Genomic DNA, 16,068 nt, shown 5'->3' with positions numbered 1-16,068 from the left:
ATAGAAATTTCTGATAATATATAAGTAGAACTTGAAAACAAAGGGGAGAAATAATCATGAAACTAGTCGTTATTAACGGTACACCAAGAAAATTTGGTAGAACTCGCGTGGTGGCAAAATATATTGCGGATCAATTTGAAGGGGAATTATATGATTTAGCAATTGAGGAGTTACCTTTATACAATGGAGAAGAGTCGCAACGTGATTTAGAGGCAGTAAAAAAATTAAAAACGTTAGTGAAAGCTGCGGATGGGGTTGTATTATGTACACCAGAATATCATAATGCGATGAGCGGTGCGCTGAAAAACTCTTTAGATTACTTAAGTAGTAGTGAATTTATTCATAAACCAGTTGCGTTGTTAGCGGTTGCTGGTGGCGGTAAAGGTGGAATAAATGCATTAAACAGCATGCGAACGGTCGCTAGAGGTGTTTATGCAAATGCAATTCCAAAACAAGTTGTGCTTGATGGATTACATGTGCAAGATGGTGAACTTGGGGAAGATGCAAAGCCATTAATTCATGATGTAGTTAAAGAATTGAAAGCATATATGAGCGTATATAAAGAGGTGAAAAAACAACTAGGAGTGGAATGATATGTCCTCACTTTATCATGATTCTCGCTTGTATTACATTCTAGGAGCCAATAGTCTATCTGCTATTGGTTCCGGAATTGTTATGATAACGATTCCTTGGCTGTTAATTAAAGAGAGTGGAGGAGAGACAACATTTGGTTATGTTTCTATCATTGCAACCCTCATTATGTTTTTATTAACACCATTCATTGGGCAAAGTATTGATCGTTTTTCAAGAAAATCTTTATTGCTATGTAACGAAGGAATCGGAATAGCCGTAATCGGAATAATGGTTATATGGGGATTTGCTGGGCAACCTTATCATTCTATTCACTATATCCTTATTTATATAGCCGGATCATTCTACTATTTATTATTTTATCCTACAATATTTGCGTTCAACCAAGAGATATTTCAAGCAGAACATTATAAAAGTTTAAGTGGAACGATGGAAATACAAGGACAGTTAACACAAGTTATTTCTGGAGCGGCCGCGAGCTTCTTAATTGAAATTGTATCTTTGAAGTGGATTTTGTTAGTAGACATGTTAACTTTTGTTGGAGCATTTTTTCTTTTCTTATGTATACCGTACGTAAAGAAAAAAGAAGTGAAAAGAAAAATAACATTTAAGAAGCAATTGTTTGAAGGAATTCACTTTATGAAAAAACGTCCTAAGCTCTTTTGGTTCTTACTGGCCACTTATATGCCGTTTATAGGTGTTATGATGGCAAATTATTTAATACCAGTTTATATTTCGGATATACTTAAAGCCAATGCCTCTGTATACGCAATAGAGGGGATGATGTACGGTGTCGGAGCGGTTGTCGCAGGAATCTGTATTCCACTCATAATGAAATATGTAAAAACAGAAGTTTCAATCGTTATGACGATGTTCATTTATGTAATTTCAATTACCGCAATGATTATTGAACCTTCCGTAATTTTCTTATATGGACTTGCAATTTTTCAAGCAGTTGGAAATGCGGGTACAAGAGTGGCGAGAAATGTATTGATGATGGAGGAAATTCCAAACGAAGTAATGGGACGTGTAGACAGCTTATTTCGCCTAATTGGTACTGGAATACGAATTGTATTATTAATGCTGTTTACAGCGGGTGTATCTAAAGCCGGAGTAATGCTTCCGTTTTACGTATTAAGCTGCATATTGATCTTCTCATTAGGAATCGCTATTTATTATGTACTATCACAACGTAAAGTAGCGGCGAATGTTTCTAATAAATCAATCGTTTAAAAAACACTTCTGCCGCCCTTTCTTTTTCTGTATAATAAAAAGAAAGGGAGTGCAAACTTATTTATGAACAAATGGATCTTTCTTATCATTTTATTATTACCGCCACTATACATCATTTATATGACGTTTAGAATGAACAAAGTTGCTCGTGAAAAGTTGAGCTATCACTCTCCGTACGTTCTTATACTGGGTGCAAAGTTATTTGGAGATAGACCGTCTTTATCTCTTCAAAATCGTTTGGATGTAGCGTTGGAGTATTTATTTTCCCATCCTGAATCGAAAGTAATTGTTTCAGGTGGTCAAGGAGAAGATGAAGATATACCGGAAGCTCACAGCATGAGAAACTATTTAATGGTACACGGTATAGATGAGAGTCGTATTTTAATAGAAGATCAATCTACAAATACGTATGAAAACTTAAAGTTTAGTATGGATTTATATAATGTGAAACATGCAGTAGTTGTAAGTAATACGTATCATTTATATCGAACGAAAATAATTGCAAAGCGTTTAGGAATGAAGATGGAGGCACTAGCTGCTGAAACACCAATTCGTTCTAAGAGAAAAATGTATGTTCACGAATATGCTGCTATAATGAAAACAATATTGTTCGACCGTTAGAGCTCAAATGTGAGCTCTTTTTTAATTTAAAAGCGTATCATTTGAAATGAATGCCATATTCCATCAAAATAAAGGAAACAACAGTAAAGGAGTTGTATTTGTGATTCAATTTAATCATGTGTCAAAATCGTATGAAGATGGCACGAAAGCAGTGGATTCATTGCATTTAGAAATTAAAAAGGGAGAATTTTTTGTTCTCATCGGTCCGAGTGGTTGCGGGAAAACAACGACAATGAAGATGATTAATCGTTTAATCGAAACGACTGAAGGATCGATTTTAATCGATGGAAAAGATATTCAACAATATAATATAAACGAATTACGTTGGGATATAGGATACGTGTTGCAACAGATTGCTTTGTTTCCTCATATGACAATTGCTGAAAATATTGCAGTTGTTCCTGAAATGAGGCAATGGAGCAAAAAAGAAATTAAAGCACGCGTCGATGACTTGTTACATATGGTTGGATTAGATCCGGATATTTATCGAAATCGTATGCCTGATGAATTGTCAGGAGGACAAAAACAACGTGTCGGTGTCGTGCGAGCATTAGCTGCAAACCCGAAAATCATTCTTATGGATGAACCATTTAGTGCGTTAGATCCATTAAGTAGGGAACAGCTTCAGAAGGATATTGTACAGTTGCAAAAAAAGATTCAAAAAACAATCGTATTCGTAACACATGATATGCAAGAAGCATTATCACTTGGAGATCGCATTTGTATTATGAAAGAAGGAAAAGTTGTTCAACTAGATACACCAGAAGGAATTATACATAATCCGAAAAATGAATTTGTAGAGGAATTCATTGGAAATCGTGGGCGAACTTGGTATGAGGGGAAAAGTATAGCAGATGTATTGCCACTTGATCAAAGTGTGCAATTAGAAGGGCAGGCGCTATCATTACATTCTTCCTTACAAGAAGCACTAGTTCGTGTGCGTGATGAAGAGGTCGTTCCAGTTGAAGAAAACGGTCAATATATTGGAGCGTTAACAAGTCGTCATATTGTCAATTACATTGTTGAACAAATGAAGGAAAGAGGCTAAACAGTGACTAATTTTATACAAACGTTCCAAGAACGAAAAATAGAATTACTAACTGCATTAAGTGAGCATTTACAAATATCGCTTATTTCATTATTTTTTGCAGTAATTATAGCAGTGCCACTTGGCATCTTATTAACAAGAAAAGAACGAATGGCTGAATTTATAATAGGAACTTCTGCAGTAATGCAGACAGTGCCATCACTTGCATTGCTTGGACTCTTAATTCCGTTAGTAGGAATCGGAAAACTTCCAGCGATTATCGCATTAGTTGTGTATGCACTATTACCTATTTTACGAAATACATATACAGGAATAAGGGAATTAGATGAATCTCTAATAGAAGCCGCAAAAGCTATGGGGATGAATAGTTGGAGAAGATTGTGGAAGGTAGAACTTCCTCTTGCATTGCCTATTATTATGGCCGGTATTCGTACAGCGATGGTATTAATTGTTGGAACGGCTACATTAGCAGCTCTCATTGGTGCTGGTGGGCTCGGTAAGCTTATATTATTAGGTATAGATCGAAATGATCATGCACTTATCATTTTAGGGGCCGTACCAGCCGCGTTACTCGCTTTATTCTTTGATATAGTACTTCGCATACTTGAACGACCGAAACGCTCTTCTAAGCGTGTTATATTGACGATATGTATTGTTTGTATAATGATTGCTTCTCCATTTCTTTGGAGTACCGAAAAGAAAGATATTGTTATTGCGGGCAAACTTGGATCAGAACCTGAAATTTTAATTCAAATGTATAAGCAGCTTATTGAACAAGATACAGATTTACACGTACAATTAAAACCAGGTCTTGGGAAAACAGCATTTGTATTTGAAGCGTTGAAATCAGGGGAAGTAGATATATACCCAGAATTTTCAGGAACAGCTTTATCTACTTTCGTGAAAGAAGAACCAAAGAGTACAAATCGTGATGAAGTATATGAGCAGGCTCGCATTGGAATGGAAAAGAAATATAATATGATTATGTTGAAGCCAATGAAGTATAACAATACATATGCACTAGCTATGCCGAAAAAAATAGCAGATCAAAAGAATATAAATACAATTTCTGATTTAGGGAATGTTGCGCAGGAAGCCAAAGTAGGATTTACATTGGAATTTGCTGATCGTGAAGATGGTTATAAAGGAATGCAAAAATTATATAACTATAAGTTCTCGAATGTTAAAACGATGGAGCCGAAGCTGCGTTATAGCGCAATTGAATCTGGAGATGTTAACGTAATTGATGCATATTCAACAGATAGTGAATTGGAGCAATACGGACTGAAAGTGCTAAAAGATGATAAAGGGTTATTCCCACCTTATCAAGGAGCACCATTATTAAGAAAAGAAACGTTACAGAAATATCCTGAACTTGAAAAGGTATTAAATAAATTATCTGGAAAGATTACAGATGAAGAAATGCGAAAAATGAATTATGAAGTTAACGTAAATGGTAAAAGTAGTGAAGAAGTCGCAAAACAATTTTTACAAAAAGAGAAGTTACTTCGTTAAATTTACAAGAAATATACAAATTTATATGTTTGAAATGGCCGTTCATTACAAAATGAGCGGTTTTTTTGTGCATACTTATACATTTTTTCAAAAAAGTATTCCATTTTTGCTCATTTTCTTTTAGAATAAGTAATGTTTTCCTGAAAAAATATAAGAGAAACGTCTATTAGAGAAAAAGGTGACTTTAATAGTTGAACGAACATAACACCTAGAATGACAGATGGGGTGGTACAAATAGAAAAGAAGTTAGGATTTTTTCCATTAATCGCATTAGTAGTTGGAACAATGGTTGGTGGCGGTGTTTTTAGTTTACCGCATGATTTAGCAGTAGGAGCAAACAGTGGTGCAATAATAATTGGCTGGTGTATTACAGCGATGGGAATGATTCCACTTGCGCTCGTATATCAAACGTTAGCAAGACAAAAACCGGAACTTGAAGGTGGAATTTATAGTTATGCACGTGCTGGTTTCGGTGAATATATTGGATTTAATAGTGCTTGGGGATATTGGCTAGCAGGAATCTTAGGTAATGTCGCAACAATTATGTTACTGTTTAGTACATTAGGTTATTTCTTTCCAATTTTCAAAGGAGGAAATAATGTTGCGTCTATCGTTGGGGCATCACTTTTATTATGGACACTTCATTTTTTAATTTTATTTGGAATTCGTGAAGCTTCTATTATGAATGTGATCGCAACAATAGGGAAGTTAGTTCCAATCGTTTTATTTATTGTTGTAATGGTAACAGCCTTTCGCTGGGACACATTTACACATGATTTTTGGGGGGAAGGAACGATCTCACTTTCCGCTATACTTGGTCAAGTGAAAAATACAATGCTTGTAACACTTTGGGTTTTCATTGGAGTTGAAGGAGCAGTTGTATTATCTGGAAGAGCGAAGAATAGTCGAGATGTTGGAAAGGCAACAGTATTGGGACTTATTTTAGTAATGTCCATTTATATTTTAATTTCTGTCCTGTCAATGGGAGCTATGACAAGAGGCGAACTTTCTGTGTTAGAAACCCCTTCAATGGGGCATGTATTAGAGCACGTTGTTGGTCCATGGGGTGCAGTTGCGATTAACATCGGATTAGTTGCTTCACTTGTCGGTACATTAATTGGTTGGTTTTTACTTGTTTCTGAAATTTCTCATGTGGCAGGAAAAGATGGCGTATTTCCGAAAGTCTTTACGAAAACAAATAAAAAGCAAACACCGCACATGGCATTATGGATTTCAAATGGTGTTGCCCAAACTATATTTATCATCGTTTTGTTTTCGGAATCAACATATCAAATTATGTATTTCATTGCCTCAACATCAATTTTATTACCATATTTATTATCAGCGTTATTCCAATTTAAATTAGTCATTACAAACGAGCTAAAAGACGCTAAATTAAAAAACGGAGCGTTAGCTTTAATTGCTTCTATTTACTCTGTATGGCTTCTTTATGCAGCTGGTCTAAAGAATTTACTACTCGTTTCAATTGTGTATGGAATTGGAATTATTGTTTACACATTTGCAAGAAAAGAACAAGGGAACCGTTGCTTTGTAGGTGTAGAGAAGTATGTGATGTGGGCAATTATTGTTGCGGCTATCACATCCATATATATGTTATTAACTGGAAATATAAAAATGTAAAAAGTCCTTTTCATTTAAAGGGCTTTTTTCTTTGTTTAGAGAATATTTACTACATAAGATATTCAGGAGGGATGAGAATGGAAGAAAAAGAACAGTTGTCTAGAATAATTGATTTAGCTAGTGAGTTAAGGAAAGTATTAGTGCAAGAATCTTTTTTTAATCATCATCCTGAACTAAGAGGAGTCATTGAAAATTTAGCAAGTTCTGTTGAAAATTTGGCGGAATTACAAATAAGTAAAGATGAAAACGCTGAAGATCGATTACGTTACGTACTTGCGAAAATGAAAATTGCTCATAATGCAATTTTACAGGAGAAAAAAGCATTTCCTTCTCATTAATATAAGTTTTTATTTTGAACCTGGCGGATAACGTCAGGTTTTTTATTTCTAGTTTTTCGTTTCTTTCATACACTAAGAATAGTATGAAAAAAGAAGGTGACTAAGGTGAAATTACATAAAGCTCTTCAGCCAAGTTTTATAAAACGAATGTACTATATGAGATTTTTAGGGAAATTTACAAAAGCTGAGAAAGAGAAGAGTGGAGAGAATTTCTTTGTACAATGCTTATCGCCAATACCATTCACTTTACAGGAACAATTTACAAATGAACCATATGTATTTGAAGGGTTATGTAGCAATAAAAAGAATGAAAAAATCTTTTCGGAATTAAAGAAGAGGAAATTAGAAAAGCAACTAGTAATGTTTCGTCTTTATTATGAAAGAGGAAATGTATACGTGGAGTTAATATGTACAGAAGAACCGAAAGAAATAGCAAGCAGCTATAAAATGATTCCGGCACCTAAAGTTACAAATAATAAAAAAAGAGAATCTTTAGAACGAAAACTTAGCAACGGTTATTTATCATTTCTTATGCCAAAATTTCCGAAAGACTTTGAGCCTCCCGAATTATTGTGGCACGATGGAAGACTTTACGGAAACATATCCCTAAAGTCATCAATTAGCTCAATCGCCTATTTTGAACAGAAACGTGAATGTAAATATATAAACTACAGTGACTGGCCGAAGTATGTAGAAATAGCGGTAGAAGATCAATTATATTTTGTAAGTGATTATGTGTATGAGCAATTAAAAAAACGAATGCATGAAGAAGGTAAGCTAGTTGAAGTAGAGGATATAAAAGTACAAAAAGATGAATGGGAATGGGATGAGCGTGAATCGTCTTTTTTACAGTATGTACAAAGTATGGTGCATAATAAAGGGTTATATTTGGATGAAACGGATATTTATAATTTTCATATAAGTGTAAAAACAAATATGTTAACGATTCTTGGTGGTATACCGGGGATTGGGAAATCACGTTTTGTGCAAACTTATGCAGAAGCATTAGGGTTACAGTATGGGGAAGAGTTGGTTTGGATTCCGATTTCGCCATCGTATCAAGAACCACATGATTTACTTGGTTACCTTCATCCAAATGGTACTTTTATTGAAAGTGAAACGAAGTTAGTTAGGACGTTAATGAAGGCGAAAGAAAATCCAAATCAACTGTATATAATCGTTTTTGATGAAATGAACATGTCTCATATTGAGCATTGGTTTACTCCGTTTCTATCTGTTCTTGAACTTGAAACAAAAAATCGTATTTTAAACTTGTATGAGGGTGTACAGGACATAGAGAATTCAATTCCATCAACAATTGAAATTGGAGAAAATATTATATTTGTAGGTACTGTGAATTTTGATGAAACAACAAAAGAGCTCTCTGATCGATTATTAGATCGAACGAACCTAATAACGTTACAGAAAATTCCGTTTTGTGAGATGGACATGGAACAGGGGAAAGTCGTATTACATCCACCTTTGAAAGTAACAGCGGGAGAATTTCGGATAAATTGGATGAGAAATAAAGCGATGATTGAAGTGTTTTCTGAAGAAGAATTAGAGCTATTAGATAAGTTGCATGTCGTATTGTCATCACATGACGCGTCTAAGGGAATTTCTTTCCGATGTGCAAATGCAATTGCGACTTATTTGCAAAACATACCGTTCCAAAATAACCATACCTATATGATCAGTAGAGAAGAGGGGTTTGATTTACAAATAAAGCAGCGTGTATTGACGAAAATCAGAGGGACCGAAATGATGGTTGGGCCTTTACTTTCTGAAGAAGCAAAAAGGGGGGCGACCTTAGTACCTCTTTTGCAATCTGCACTTGCAAACAGAGTATCTACATTTGAACACTCTTTAGCATATATACGAGAAAAACGTAGAGAACTGGAGCTGTATGGATATGCAAAATGAAGGGCGTTACGAAACAAAAATCGTTGATACGAATGAAACGCTCCCTTTTGTATTAAAGTTAATCATTGGAAATGAGGGGAAAGGAGATTATATTTTATTAAATCGTCTTTGTACATCTACTACAGCATTAGTTCAATGTATTTATAAAGTACAAGAATTAAAACCAATAAGATTGCAGTACAATTATGAAATTCCAATGAATATTACTTTTATATGGAATAAAGTATATGAGGGACAGAAAAATATAAAAGAGGCTCAATATGAAATAAATGAAAAAAAACAAAGAGTATTAATATATGAACATGGGAAAACAGAATTCTTTTATCCATGGCGCTGTGGTTTATACCATTTTGAAGTGCGTATAGAAGATACAACGTATTATGGCGCATTTCAAATCGTACCGAAAAACTTTTTTGATGATCAATTTGAAATGATTCAAGACTATGTGAAGTCAATTTTAAATGAGTTGATTTTGGATAGAGGTTACTATAAAAAGACCTTCTCTGCACTTAGCGATATTGAGGATTCTTCTTATTTAGTGTTACTTAGAAAGTTACCCCAAAAAATGAAAATGATAAAGCAAATCTTTAAGAAAATAGAATCAAGCTCAAAATTTATAAATGAATATAAATGGGAAGGAAAAGAGCGAAGGCCAACAAGAAAAGGAACTATAGTAGCAGAACGAAAACCTTATGCCAAATATTATAATCGTAAGTTTATGGAACAAAAAAATAGTAAGGAAAATGCATTTCTTAAATATAAAGCGATGCAATTTTATCATTATTTAATTGAAGCAAAAAGTTTTTTACGTCAAACAATTGAAATCTTAGAAAGAGAAAAAAAGAAAAAATCAGAAGAGTTTCAAACCGTAAAAACGATTATACAAACAATTGAGCGTAATGGATCGGTAACTGATAGAGAGAAGCAAAAATATAAAAATATACATTTACTAAAAGAAGCCGATTTACGAAAGAGCTCAATGAAAATACAAGAATATAAAATATTGGCGCATATTGTGCATGAAAATGTACAATACTTTCAAATGTTAATGCATTCTTCGTTTTGGAGGGAAGTTACTGAAACAAGTAACATGAACTTACATGATTTACCGATACCACATCAACAATTACTACATCATTTAGAAGTACTCCCGCAATATACGGATCAATCTCCATCGTTATTATTTGTTTATAAGCCAACGTTTTTAGTGTATGAATATTACGCTTTTTTTATCGTTATTTCAATTTTAGAGCAAATTGGTTTTGAAGCTAGAAACTCTATCCGTGAACAAATACAAGAACATTTTTATGTAGATGGATTACAAGATGGAACGACAGTAGTTTTAGAACGAGATGATATAAAGGTGCATGTTGCATTTAATGACTTAATTGAAACACATCCTCTTATTGCATTAAGTAAAGGTAGTAATTTTTACAATGGTGAGGATACGAAGAAGCCAGATATTCGCTTAGACTGTTATGTAAAAGAAGATGGGAAATACGTATATAAATCTTCTATTATTATTGAAGTGAAGTATAGTCCAATGTACAATATTTTTCAGCACGTCGGAAATACGAAAGCAACTGAGCAAATGTATAAGTACTGGTCTATAAAGTATGTAGAAGAACAGGATGGAAAGCGAGTCTATTATCGAAGGTCAATTTATGAAGTCATTTGTGTATATCCAGGAAGCCATATGCATAGTAAAAAAATTGAGTCTGGATGCGGTGTTTTCTTGCAATTATATCCATATAAGACGAAACAAGGGGAAGAGAAATTAGCTGGAAAACATGGGATGATACAAATTTTTGAAAAATGGTTAAAAAGCATTAAGAAGTAAAAGAAATCCTTTTTCATAAAGGATTTCTTTAGATTAAGAAGAATTATATGCTGTATGGAAAGAAACATAATGTAATTTAGATTTGAAAAGTGTTACAAATGTGTTATTAAAAGGAATGTGAGCGCGGGATAAAAGTCGATTAAATTGGAATCTAATTCATTTTGCAGAATATAATAAGTCATAAATATTTTTAGTTGCATACGAAGATTTGTTCTTATATGATAGATAGTGAAAGCGTTATCAAAAACAGAGCGACGATGGGAAAGGCGGTTAAATATGTTCCAGCGTGTTCAAACAAAGGAAGAACATTTTGGGTTCGAGCAACTATGGGGAGATTTTTGTGAAGAAAGAAACTTAATGTTCGTAGAACGTAATTTAAATCCATCACGATTTTTATTAATAGAAGATGAACATCCTATTGGTACAGTAGAATGTATTAAGTATACGATACCTGAACAATCAAATTCTGAGTTTTTCTATCCGTTTTCTAAAAATGATTTAGTAAAAGATTTGAAGAATGTATATGAAATAGGCAAGTTAAGTATTTCGAAAACGTCTCGTGGGAGAGGACATTTCAAAAGGCTAACAGCTATTTTATTTATACATGCGTTAGAAACAAAAGCTGAATGGTACATTGCAGCAGTAACAAAAAGAATGTATATGTATTTACTTACACTTGGTTTTCCAATTGAGCCAATAGATAATCCATTTCAGTTTCATGATACTTTACAAGGTGTACCAGTAAGAATTCATGCTCGAAAAGGGGTTACGCATTTGTATTCTTTAAAAGAATTTCGTGATGTGATTCAAGGGAATGCTCATGCACAGGCATTAATTGCAGAATACAGTAAAAATATTATGTTAACGAAATAAAGCGAAGTGAATATGTATAATAAAGAGAATAATATTTGTATAGGATATAACTCTTCATTAAAAAAGACCCTTATTATTTTAATAAGGGTCTAAAAATTATAATCCAAATATACTAAAAATCATTTTGCGGCGCTTCGGTTTCTTTTCTCGTTCATATGTTGGTTTTGAATCAGGAGTAATATAAATGGGTTCTTCTTTCGTTAGGGCAGCTTCTAATTTTTGAATTCGCTCTAACATTTCCTCCATTTCACGACGGTGTTGTAAAAGTTGGTACGTGACGACATCATTTGCCTTATCTTGCATTTGTTCTTCCATTCGATCAAGTCTTCTCGTAATAGTGTTTAATTGATCAGCTAATTGCTCAAAATCATTGGGTAATATGTTTTGAACAATTGTATTAACTTGAGTTTTTAATTCCTCAACTTCATTTGAGGAAGCCTTTTGAGTAGATTGAGAATTTTGAGATTGCTCTATTTGAAATCGATGGTGTTCTAACATTTGATCGACATCCTCTTGTGTGAAAATAAAGTGGCCATATTTATTTTTCTCTATCGTAAGATTTAATTGTTGTGCGATCCGGACAACAGCCTTTGGGCTAACACCTAATTTCTTTGCGATAAATGGTGTTTTATATTCCAAAATAATCCCTCCTATATATATCCTGTTGAATGATTTCGAGCTATGAAGTAAGTTCCCTTCTAGTGCGACAAAAGAAGTGTGGAATCGGCAAAGAAAGTGTTTTTTCACGAAATTGAGTTGAGAAGAATAGTTCGTTTAAATAAAAATGTTTTATCGTAACATTTAGAATAATTTGACGAGTGTAAATGAATTAGATTATCATAATGATAAATATCTTTTTTATGTATGCATATAATATATAAAAAGGTGGTTGCTAATGTAGAATTTTGTTAGAGTATTAGAATGCTTACTTCACTTGAATAAAATTAAGTAGGAGGTGGCTTCCTTGCTTACAAAGTAAGTAAGGAAAAGTATTTGGACATATATAGTATAAGTATAGTGATTGTTTTAATTGCTTTAACGGCATTTTTCGTTGCAGCAGAATTTGCAATTGTTAAAGTGAGAAGTTCACGAATTGACTATTTAATTGCAGAAGGAAATAATCGTGCAACATCGGTCAAAACAGTCATTACAAACTTAGACGAATATTTATCTGCTTGTCAGCTGGGAATTACTGTTACAGCTTTAGGAATTGGGTGGTTTGGTAAACCTGCGTTAAAGCAAATGTTTGATACGCTTTTTGCAAATTGGAATATCTCTACTCAACTAGCAGACATTTTTGCTGTAATTTTAGTGTTTTTGTTAATTACTTTTTTACATGTTGTAATAGGTGAATTGGCCCCAAAAACATTTGCAATTCAAAAATCTGAACAAGTGAGTTTACTTGTTTCTAAGCCGTTAATTTTCTTTTATCGTATTGCATTCCCATTCATTTGGCTATTAAATGGTTCAGCTCGAATCATTACGAAGCTGCTAGGGCTAAAACCGCCGAAGGGGCATGATGAGATTCATTCAGAAGAAGAATTACGGTTGTTAGTTTCAGAAAGTTATAAAAATGGTGAGATTAATCAATCTGAATATAAATATGTGAATAAAATTTTTGAATTCGATGATCGCATTGCAAAAGAAATAATGGTACCTCGAACTGAAATGAATATTATAAGTAAAGAGATGCCTGCTGAAGAAGCTTTGCAAAAAATGTCTCGTGAAAAATATACAAGGTATCCAGTTGTTGATGGCGACAAAGACCACGTAATAGGTTTTGTGAATTTTAAAGATATTTTTACTGAATTTGTACAACATAAAGCTGTTAATAAGAAGACAGTAGAGCAATATATGAGACCAATTATTTTAGTTATTGATTCTATTCCAATTCATGATTTGTTTTTAAAAATGCAAAAAGAAAGAACACATATTGCTATATTGATAGATGAATATGGTGGAACATCTGGACTTGTTACTGTTGAAGATATTCTGGAAGAAATTGTTGGAGATATTCAGGATGAGTTTGATACGGATGAGCAGCCAGAAATTCAACAAGTTAGTGAAACGAAGACGATACTAGAGGGAAAAGTACTTGTTAGTGAAGTGAATACGTTATTTGGTTTAGGGATTGATGATGATGGTGTTGATACAATCGGTGGTTGGATTTTAACGAAGAATATAGAGATTGCTGAAGAGGATTCCATTGAAATTGAAAATTATAAGTTTTGTGTGAAAGAATTAGATGGACATTATATAAAAAGATTAGAAGTTACAAAGATAGTAGAATCGATTGTTATTTTAGAAGATGAAAAACAAATTTCGTTACAAGAGCAAATTAGCTCGTAAACTCTGCTATATAGCAGAGTTTTTTTGAGCATAATGTTTTTTGAGGGATAAGGGCTATGATACAATGACATAAGTCAAACCTTTCACTAGGTGAAGTATTGTTGTATACATATATTTGGAAGGAGAAGAAGTATGAAAAAGCATTTATATATAAATGGAGATTGGAAATCTGTAAACACGTATAAACCATTATATGCACCATATTCTGAAGAAACATTAGCGGAAATTGCACAAGGCACGGAAGAAGATGTAAAAGAGGCTGTTACCGCTGCAAAAAATGCAATGACAAAAATGAATACATTATCTGCATATGATCGTGCGACTATTTTAGAGAAAGTTGCACAAAAAATGGATGAAAGAAGAGAAGAATTTGCAGAGATTATTGCAAAAGAAGCTGCAAAACCAATACGTGCTGCAAGGGGAGAAGTAGATCGTACTGTTCAAACATACAAATTTGCAGCTGAAGAAGCGAAGCGTATATATGGTGAGACATTGCCATTAGACGCCGCACCTGGTGCGGATGGGCGTATCGCATATACAATCCGAAAGCCGATTGGGGTTATAGGGGCTATTACACCATTTAATTTCCCATTAAATTTAGTAGCGCATAAAGTTGGACCAGCAATTGCTGCCGGAAATACAGTTGTATTAAAGCCAGCTGATCAAACGCCATTATCATCTTATGCATTAGTTGAGTTATTTGAAGAGGCAGGATTGCCAAATGGAGCTTTAAATATCATTTCTGGCCCTGGCTCCACGGTTGGTGAGGCAATCGTCAAAAATGATTACGTTGCTTCTATTACTTTTACCGGAAGTCCAAAAGTTGGAATCGGAATAAAACAAAAGGCTGGGCTAAAACGAGTTACGTTAGAACTAGGATCAAATGCTGCTGTTATTATTGATGAAGATGTAGAGTTAACAGATGAAATAATTGAACGTGTAAAATGGGGAGCATTTGTTAATAATGGACAAGTTTGTATTTCCGTACAACGTGTTTTTGTACATGAAACGAAAATACATGAATTTCTTTCGAAGCTAAAGAAAGCGATGGAATCAGTTGTTGTTGGTGATCCACTGCTTGAGGAAACGGATGTATCAGCTTTAATTTCAAAAAAAGATGTAGAGCGAATTGATATGTGGGTTCAAGAAGCAATTAAGGAAGGAGCAACTGTTTTATGCGGTGGTAAGAAGCGGGATGCAAGAATTTTTGAACCGACTGTATTAACAAATGTTCCAGATTATGTATCTGTGCAGTGCCAAGAAGTATTCGGTCCACTCATGACAGTAAATACATTTAAAGAATTTGATGAAGCGATTGAACAAGTAAATAATTCGCGTTACGGCTTACAGGCAGGTGTATTCACAAATAATTTATTTAAAGCAATGCGTGCAATTGATGAGCTAGAGGTTGGTGGTGTCATGATTAATGATATCCCAACGTTCAGAGTAGATCATATGCCTTATGGTGGTGTGAAAGAAAGTGGTACGGGGCGTGAAGGAATTAAATATGCAATAGAAGAAATGACAGAAATGAAATTAGTATGTATTAAAAAATAAAATAGAAAAACTTAAAACTTGCACTAAAAAACGAGTAGGAAATGTTTACGATTCCATACTCGTTTTTTACGCTTCTAGTAACTATTTAATTAAGTGTAACTTTTACTTCATTTCTTGTTTGAAAATAGTATCTTCTACATAAATTTGTTCTTTATCTACAGCAGTAGCATGAGTTAATACTAAACCGATTGGTGTTTTTGTATCTTTATTTTGAACAATTGTAAAAGGAACATTTTTTTCGTTTGCTAATTTAATGTATTTTGATAAATGTGGGTAAGCAATGCCACCATTTAGGAGGAGTTGTAATGATTGAGAAGGGCGCATGCTACCCGCCACTTCAGAGTATACATTACTTTGCATTACTTGACCGATCGTTAAAGCGATTTCCACACGCTCACGTAATGTAGTTAAATACATATTACGTTCTTCTGGTTTGTTTTGCTTTTGGCCGTAAATGCCTTCTTGGAGATAATCTTCCACATTTTTATTTACCATATTTTTCACACCTTTCATTTTCTATTGTACGCAAGAATTAAAAA

Annotated in this window: 14 protein-coding genes; 12 read left to right on the top strand and 2 right to left on the bottom strand. The window is 33.8% G+C overall.

What is annotated here, in order from left to right:
- The first annotated feature begins 56 nt into the window (after window positions 1-56).
- The 10 genes from B9A45_RS18685 to B9A45_RS18640 all read left to right on the top strand — a co-directional run bounded on the left by B9A45_RS18685 (window position 57) and on the right by B9A45_RS18640 (window position 11,623).
- Entirely contained in the window at window positions 57-593 is a 537-nt protein-coding gene (locus tag B9A45_RS18685; protein ID WP_000780355.1) for an NADPH-dependent FMN reductase, read from the top strand.
- Between the two features lies 1 nt (window position 594).
- The gene (locus B9A45_RS18680) at window positions 595-1,824 is read left to right on the top strand and encodes an MFS transporter (protein ID WP_000097171.1); all 1,230 of its coding nucleotides are present in this window, start codon (window positions 595-597) and stop codon (window positions 1,822-1,824) included.
- Between the two features lie 63 nt (window positions 1,825-1,887).
- Entirely contained in the window at window positions 1,888-2,445 is a 558-nt protein-coding gene (locus tag B9A45_RS32250) for a YdcF family protein (RefSeq protein WP_084064510.1), read from the top strand.
- A 100-nt stretch (window positions 2,446-2,545) separates the two neighbouring features.
- Window positions 2,546-3,493: an ABC transporter ATP-binding protein gene (locus B9A45_RS18670; protein WP_016109908.1), complete on the top strand. Its 948-nt coding sequence runs from the start codon at window positions 2,546-2,548 to the stop codon at window positions 3,491-3,493.
- Between the two features lie 3 nt (window positions 3,494-3,496).
- Window positions 3,497-5,008, top strand: coding sequence for an ABC transporter permease/substrate-binding protein (locus B9A45_RS18665; RefSeq protein ID WP_084064507.1), 1,512 nt, complete (start codon window positions 3,497-3,499; stop codon window positions 5,006-5,008).
- Between the two features lie 213 nt (window positions 5,009-5,221).
- Window positions 5,222-6,649, top strand: coding sequence for a basic amino acid/polyamine antiporter (locus tag B9A45_RS18660; RefSeq protein WP_000129449.1), 1,428 nt, complete (start codon window positions 5,222-5,224; stop codon window positions 6,647-6,649).
- Between the two features lie 77 nt (window positions 6,650-6,726).
- Window positions 6,727-6,987, top strand: a complete 261-nt coding sequence (locus B9A45_RS18655) for a hypothetical protein (protein WP_000391445.1) — start codon at window positions 6,727-6,729, stop codon at window positions 6,985-6,987.
- Window positions 6,988-7,092: 105 nt separating this feature from the next.
- A complete protein-coding gene (locus B9A45_RS18650; RefSeq protein WP_016109910.1) occupies window positions 7,093-8,910 on the top strand; it encodes an AAA family ATPase in 1,818 nt (605 codons plus the stop codon).
- On the top strand, window positions 8,900-10,750 hold the full coding sequence (locus tag B9A45_RS18645) for a hypothetical protein (protein WP_084064505.1): 1,851 nt from the start codon (window positions 8,900-8,902) through the stop codon (window positions 10,748-10,750). The genes B9A45_RS18650 and B9A45_RS18645 overlap by 11 nt, the downstream gene beginning before the upstream one ends.
- 276 nt (window positions 10,751-11,026) lie before the next feature.
- Window positions 11,027-11,623, top strand: a complete 597-nt coding sequence (locus B9A45_RS18640; RefSeq protein WP_000487794.1) for a hypothetical protein — start codon at window positions 11,027-11,029, stop codon at window positions 11,621-11,623.
- A gap of 96 nt (window positions 11,624-11,719) precedes the next feature.
- Here the strand turns inward: B9A45_RS18640 and racA are convergent, their stop codons facing one another.
- Window positions 11,720-12,262: a chromosome-anchoring protein RacA gene (gene racA, locus B9A45_RS18635; RefSeq protein ID WP_000456021.1), complete on the bottom strand. Its 543-nt coding sequence runs from the start codon at window positions 12,260-12,262 to the stop codon at window positions 11,720-11,722.
- A 354-nt stretch (window positions 12,263-12,616) separates the two neighbouring features.
- On the opposite strand from racA, the gene B9A45_RS18630 reads away from it, so the two are divergent.
- Together B9A45_RS18630 and B9A45_RS18625 are read left to right on the top strand one after the other, a co-directional pair.
- Window positions 12,617-13,972 carry a hemolysin family protein gene (locus B9A45_RS18630; RefSeq protein ID WP_016109911.1) on the top strand — a complete coding sequence of 452 codons (1,356 nt, stop codon included), beginning with the start codon at window positions 12,617-12,619 and terminating at the stop codon, window positions 13,970-13,972.
- A 132-nt stretch (window positions 13,973-14,104) separates the two neighbouring features.
- Window positions 14,105-15,529, top strand: a complete 1,425-nt coding sequence (locus B9A45_RS18625; RefSeq protein WP_016109912.1) for an aldehyde dehydrogenase family protein — start codon at window positions 14,105-14,107, stop codon at window positions 15,527-15,529.
- Between the two features lie 102 nt (window positions 15,530-15,631).
- Here B9A45_RS18625 and B9A45_RS18620 read toward each other — a convergent pair whose 3' ends face one another.
- Complete coding sequence (locus tag B9A45_RS18620; protein WP_000247557.1) at window positions 15,632-16,024, bottom strand: YueI family protein; 393 nt, start codon at window positions 16,022-16,024, stop codon at window positions 15,632-15,634.
- Window positions 16,025-16,068: the final 44 nt, after the last annotated feature.

The organism is Bacillus sp. JKS001846, assembly GCF_900176455.1.
GTDB classification, from domain to species: domain Bacteria; phylum Bacillota; class Bacilli; order Bacillales; family Bacillaceae_G; genus Bacillus_A; species Bacillus_A cereus.
This window is presented reverse-complemented; position numbering and strand designations above follow the sequence as displayed.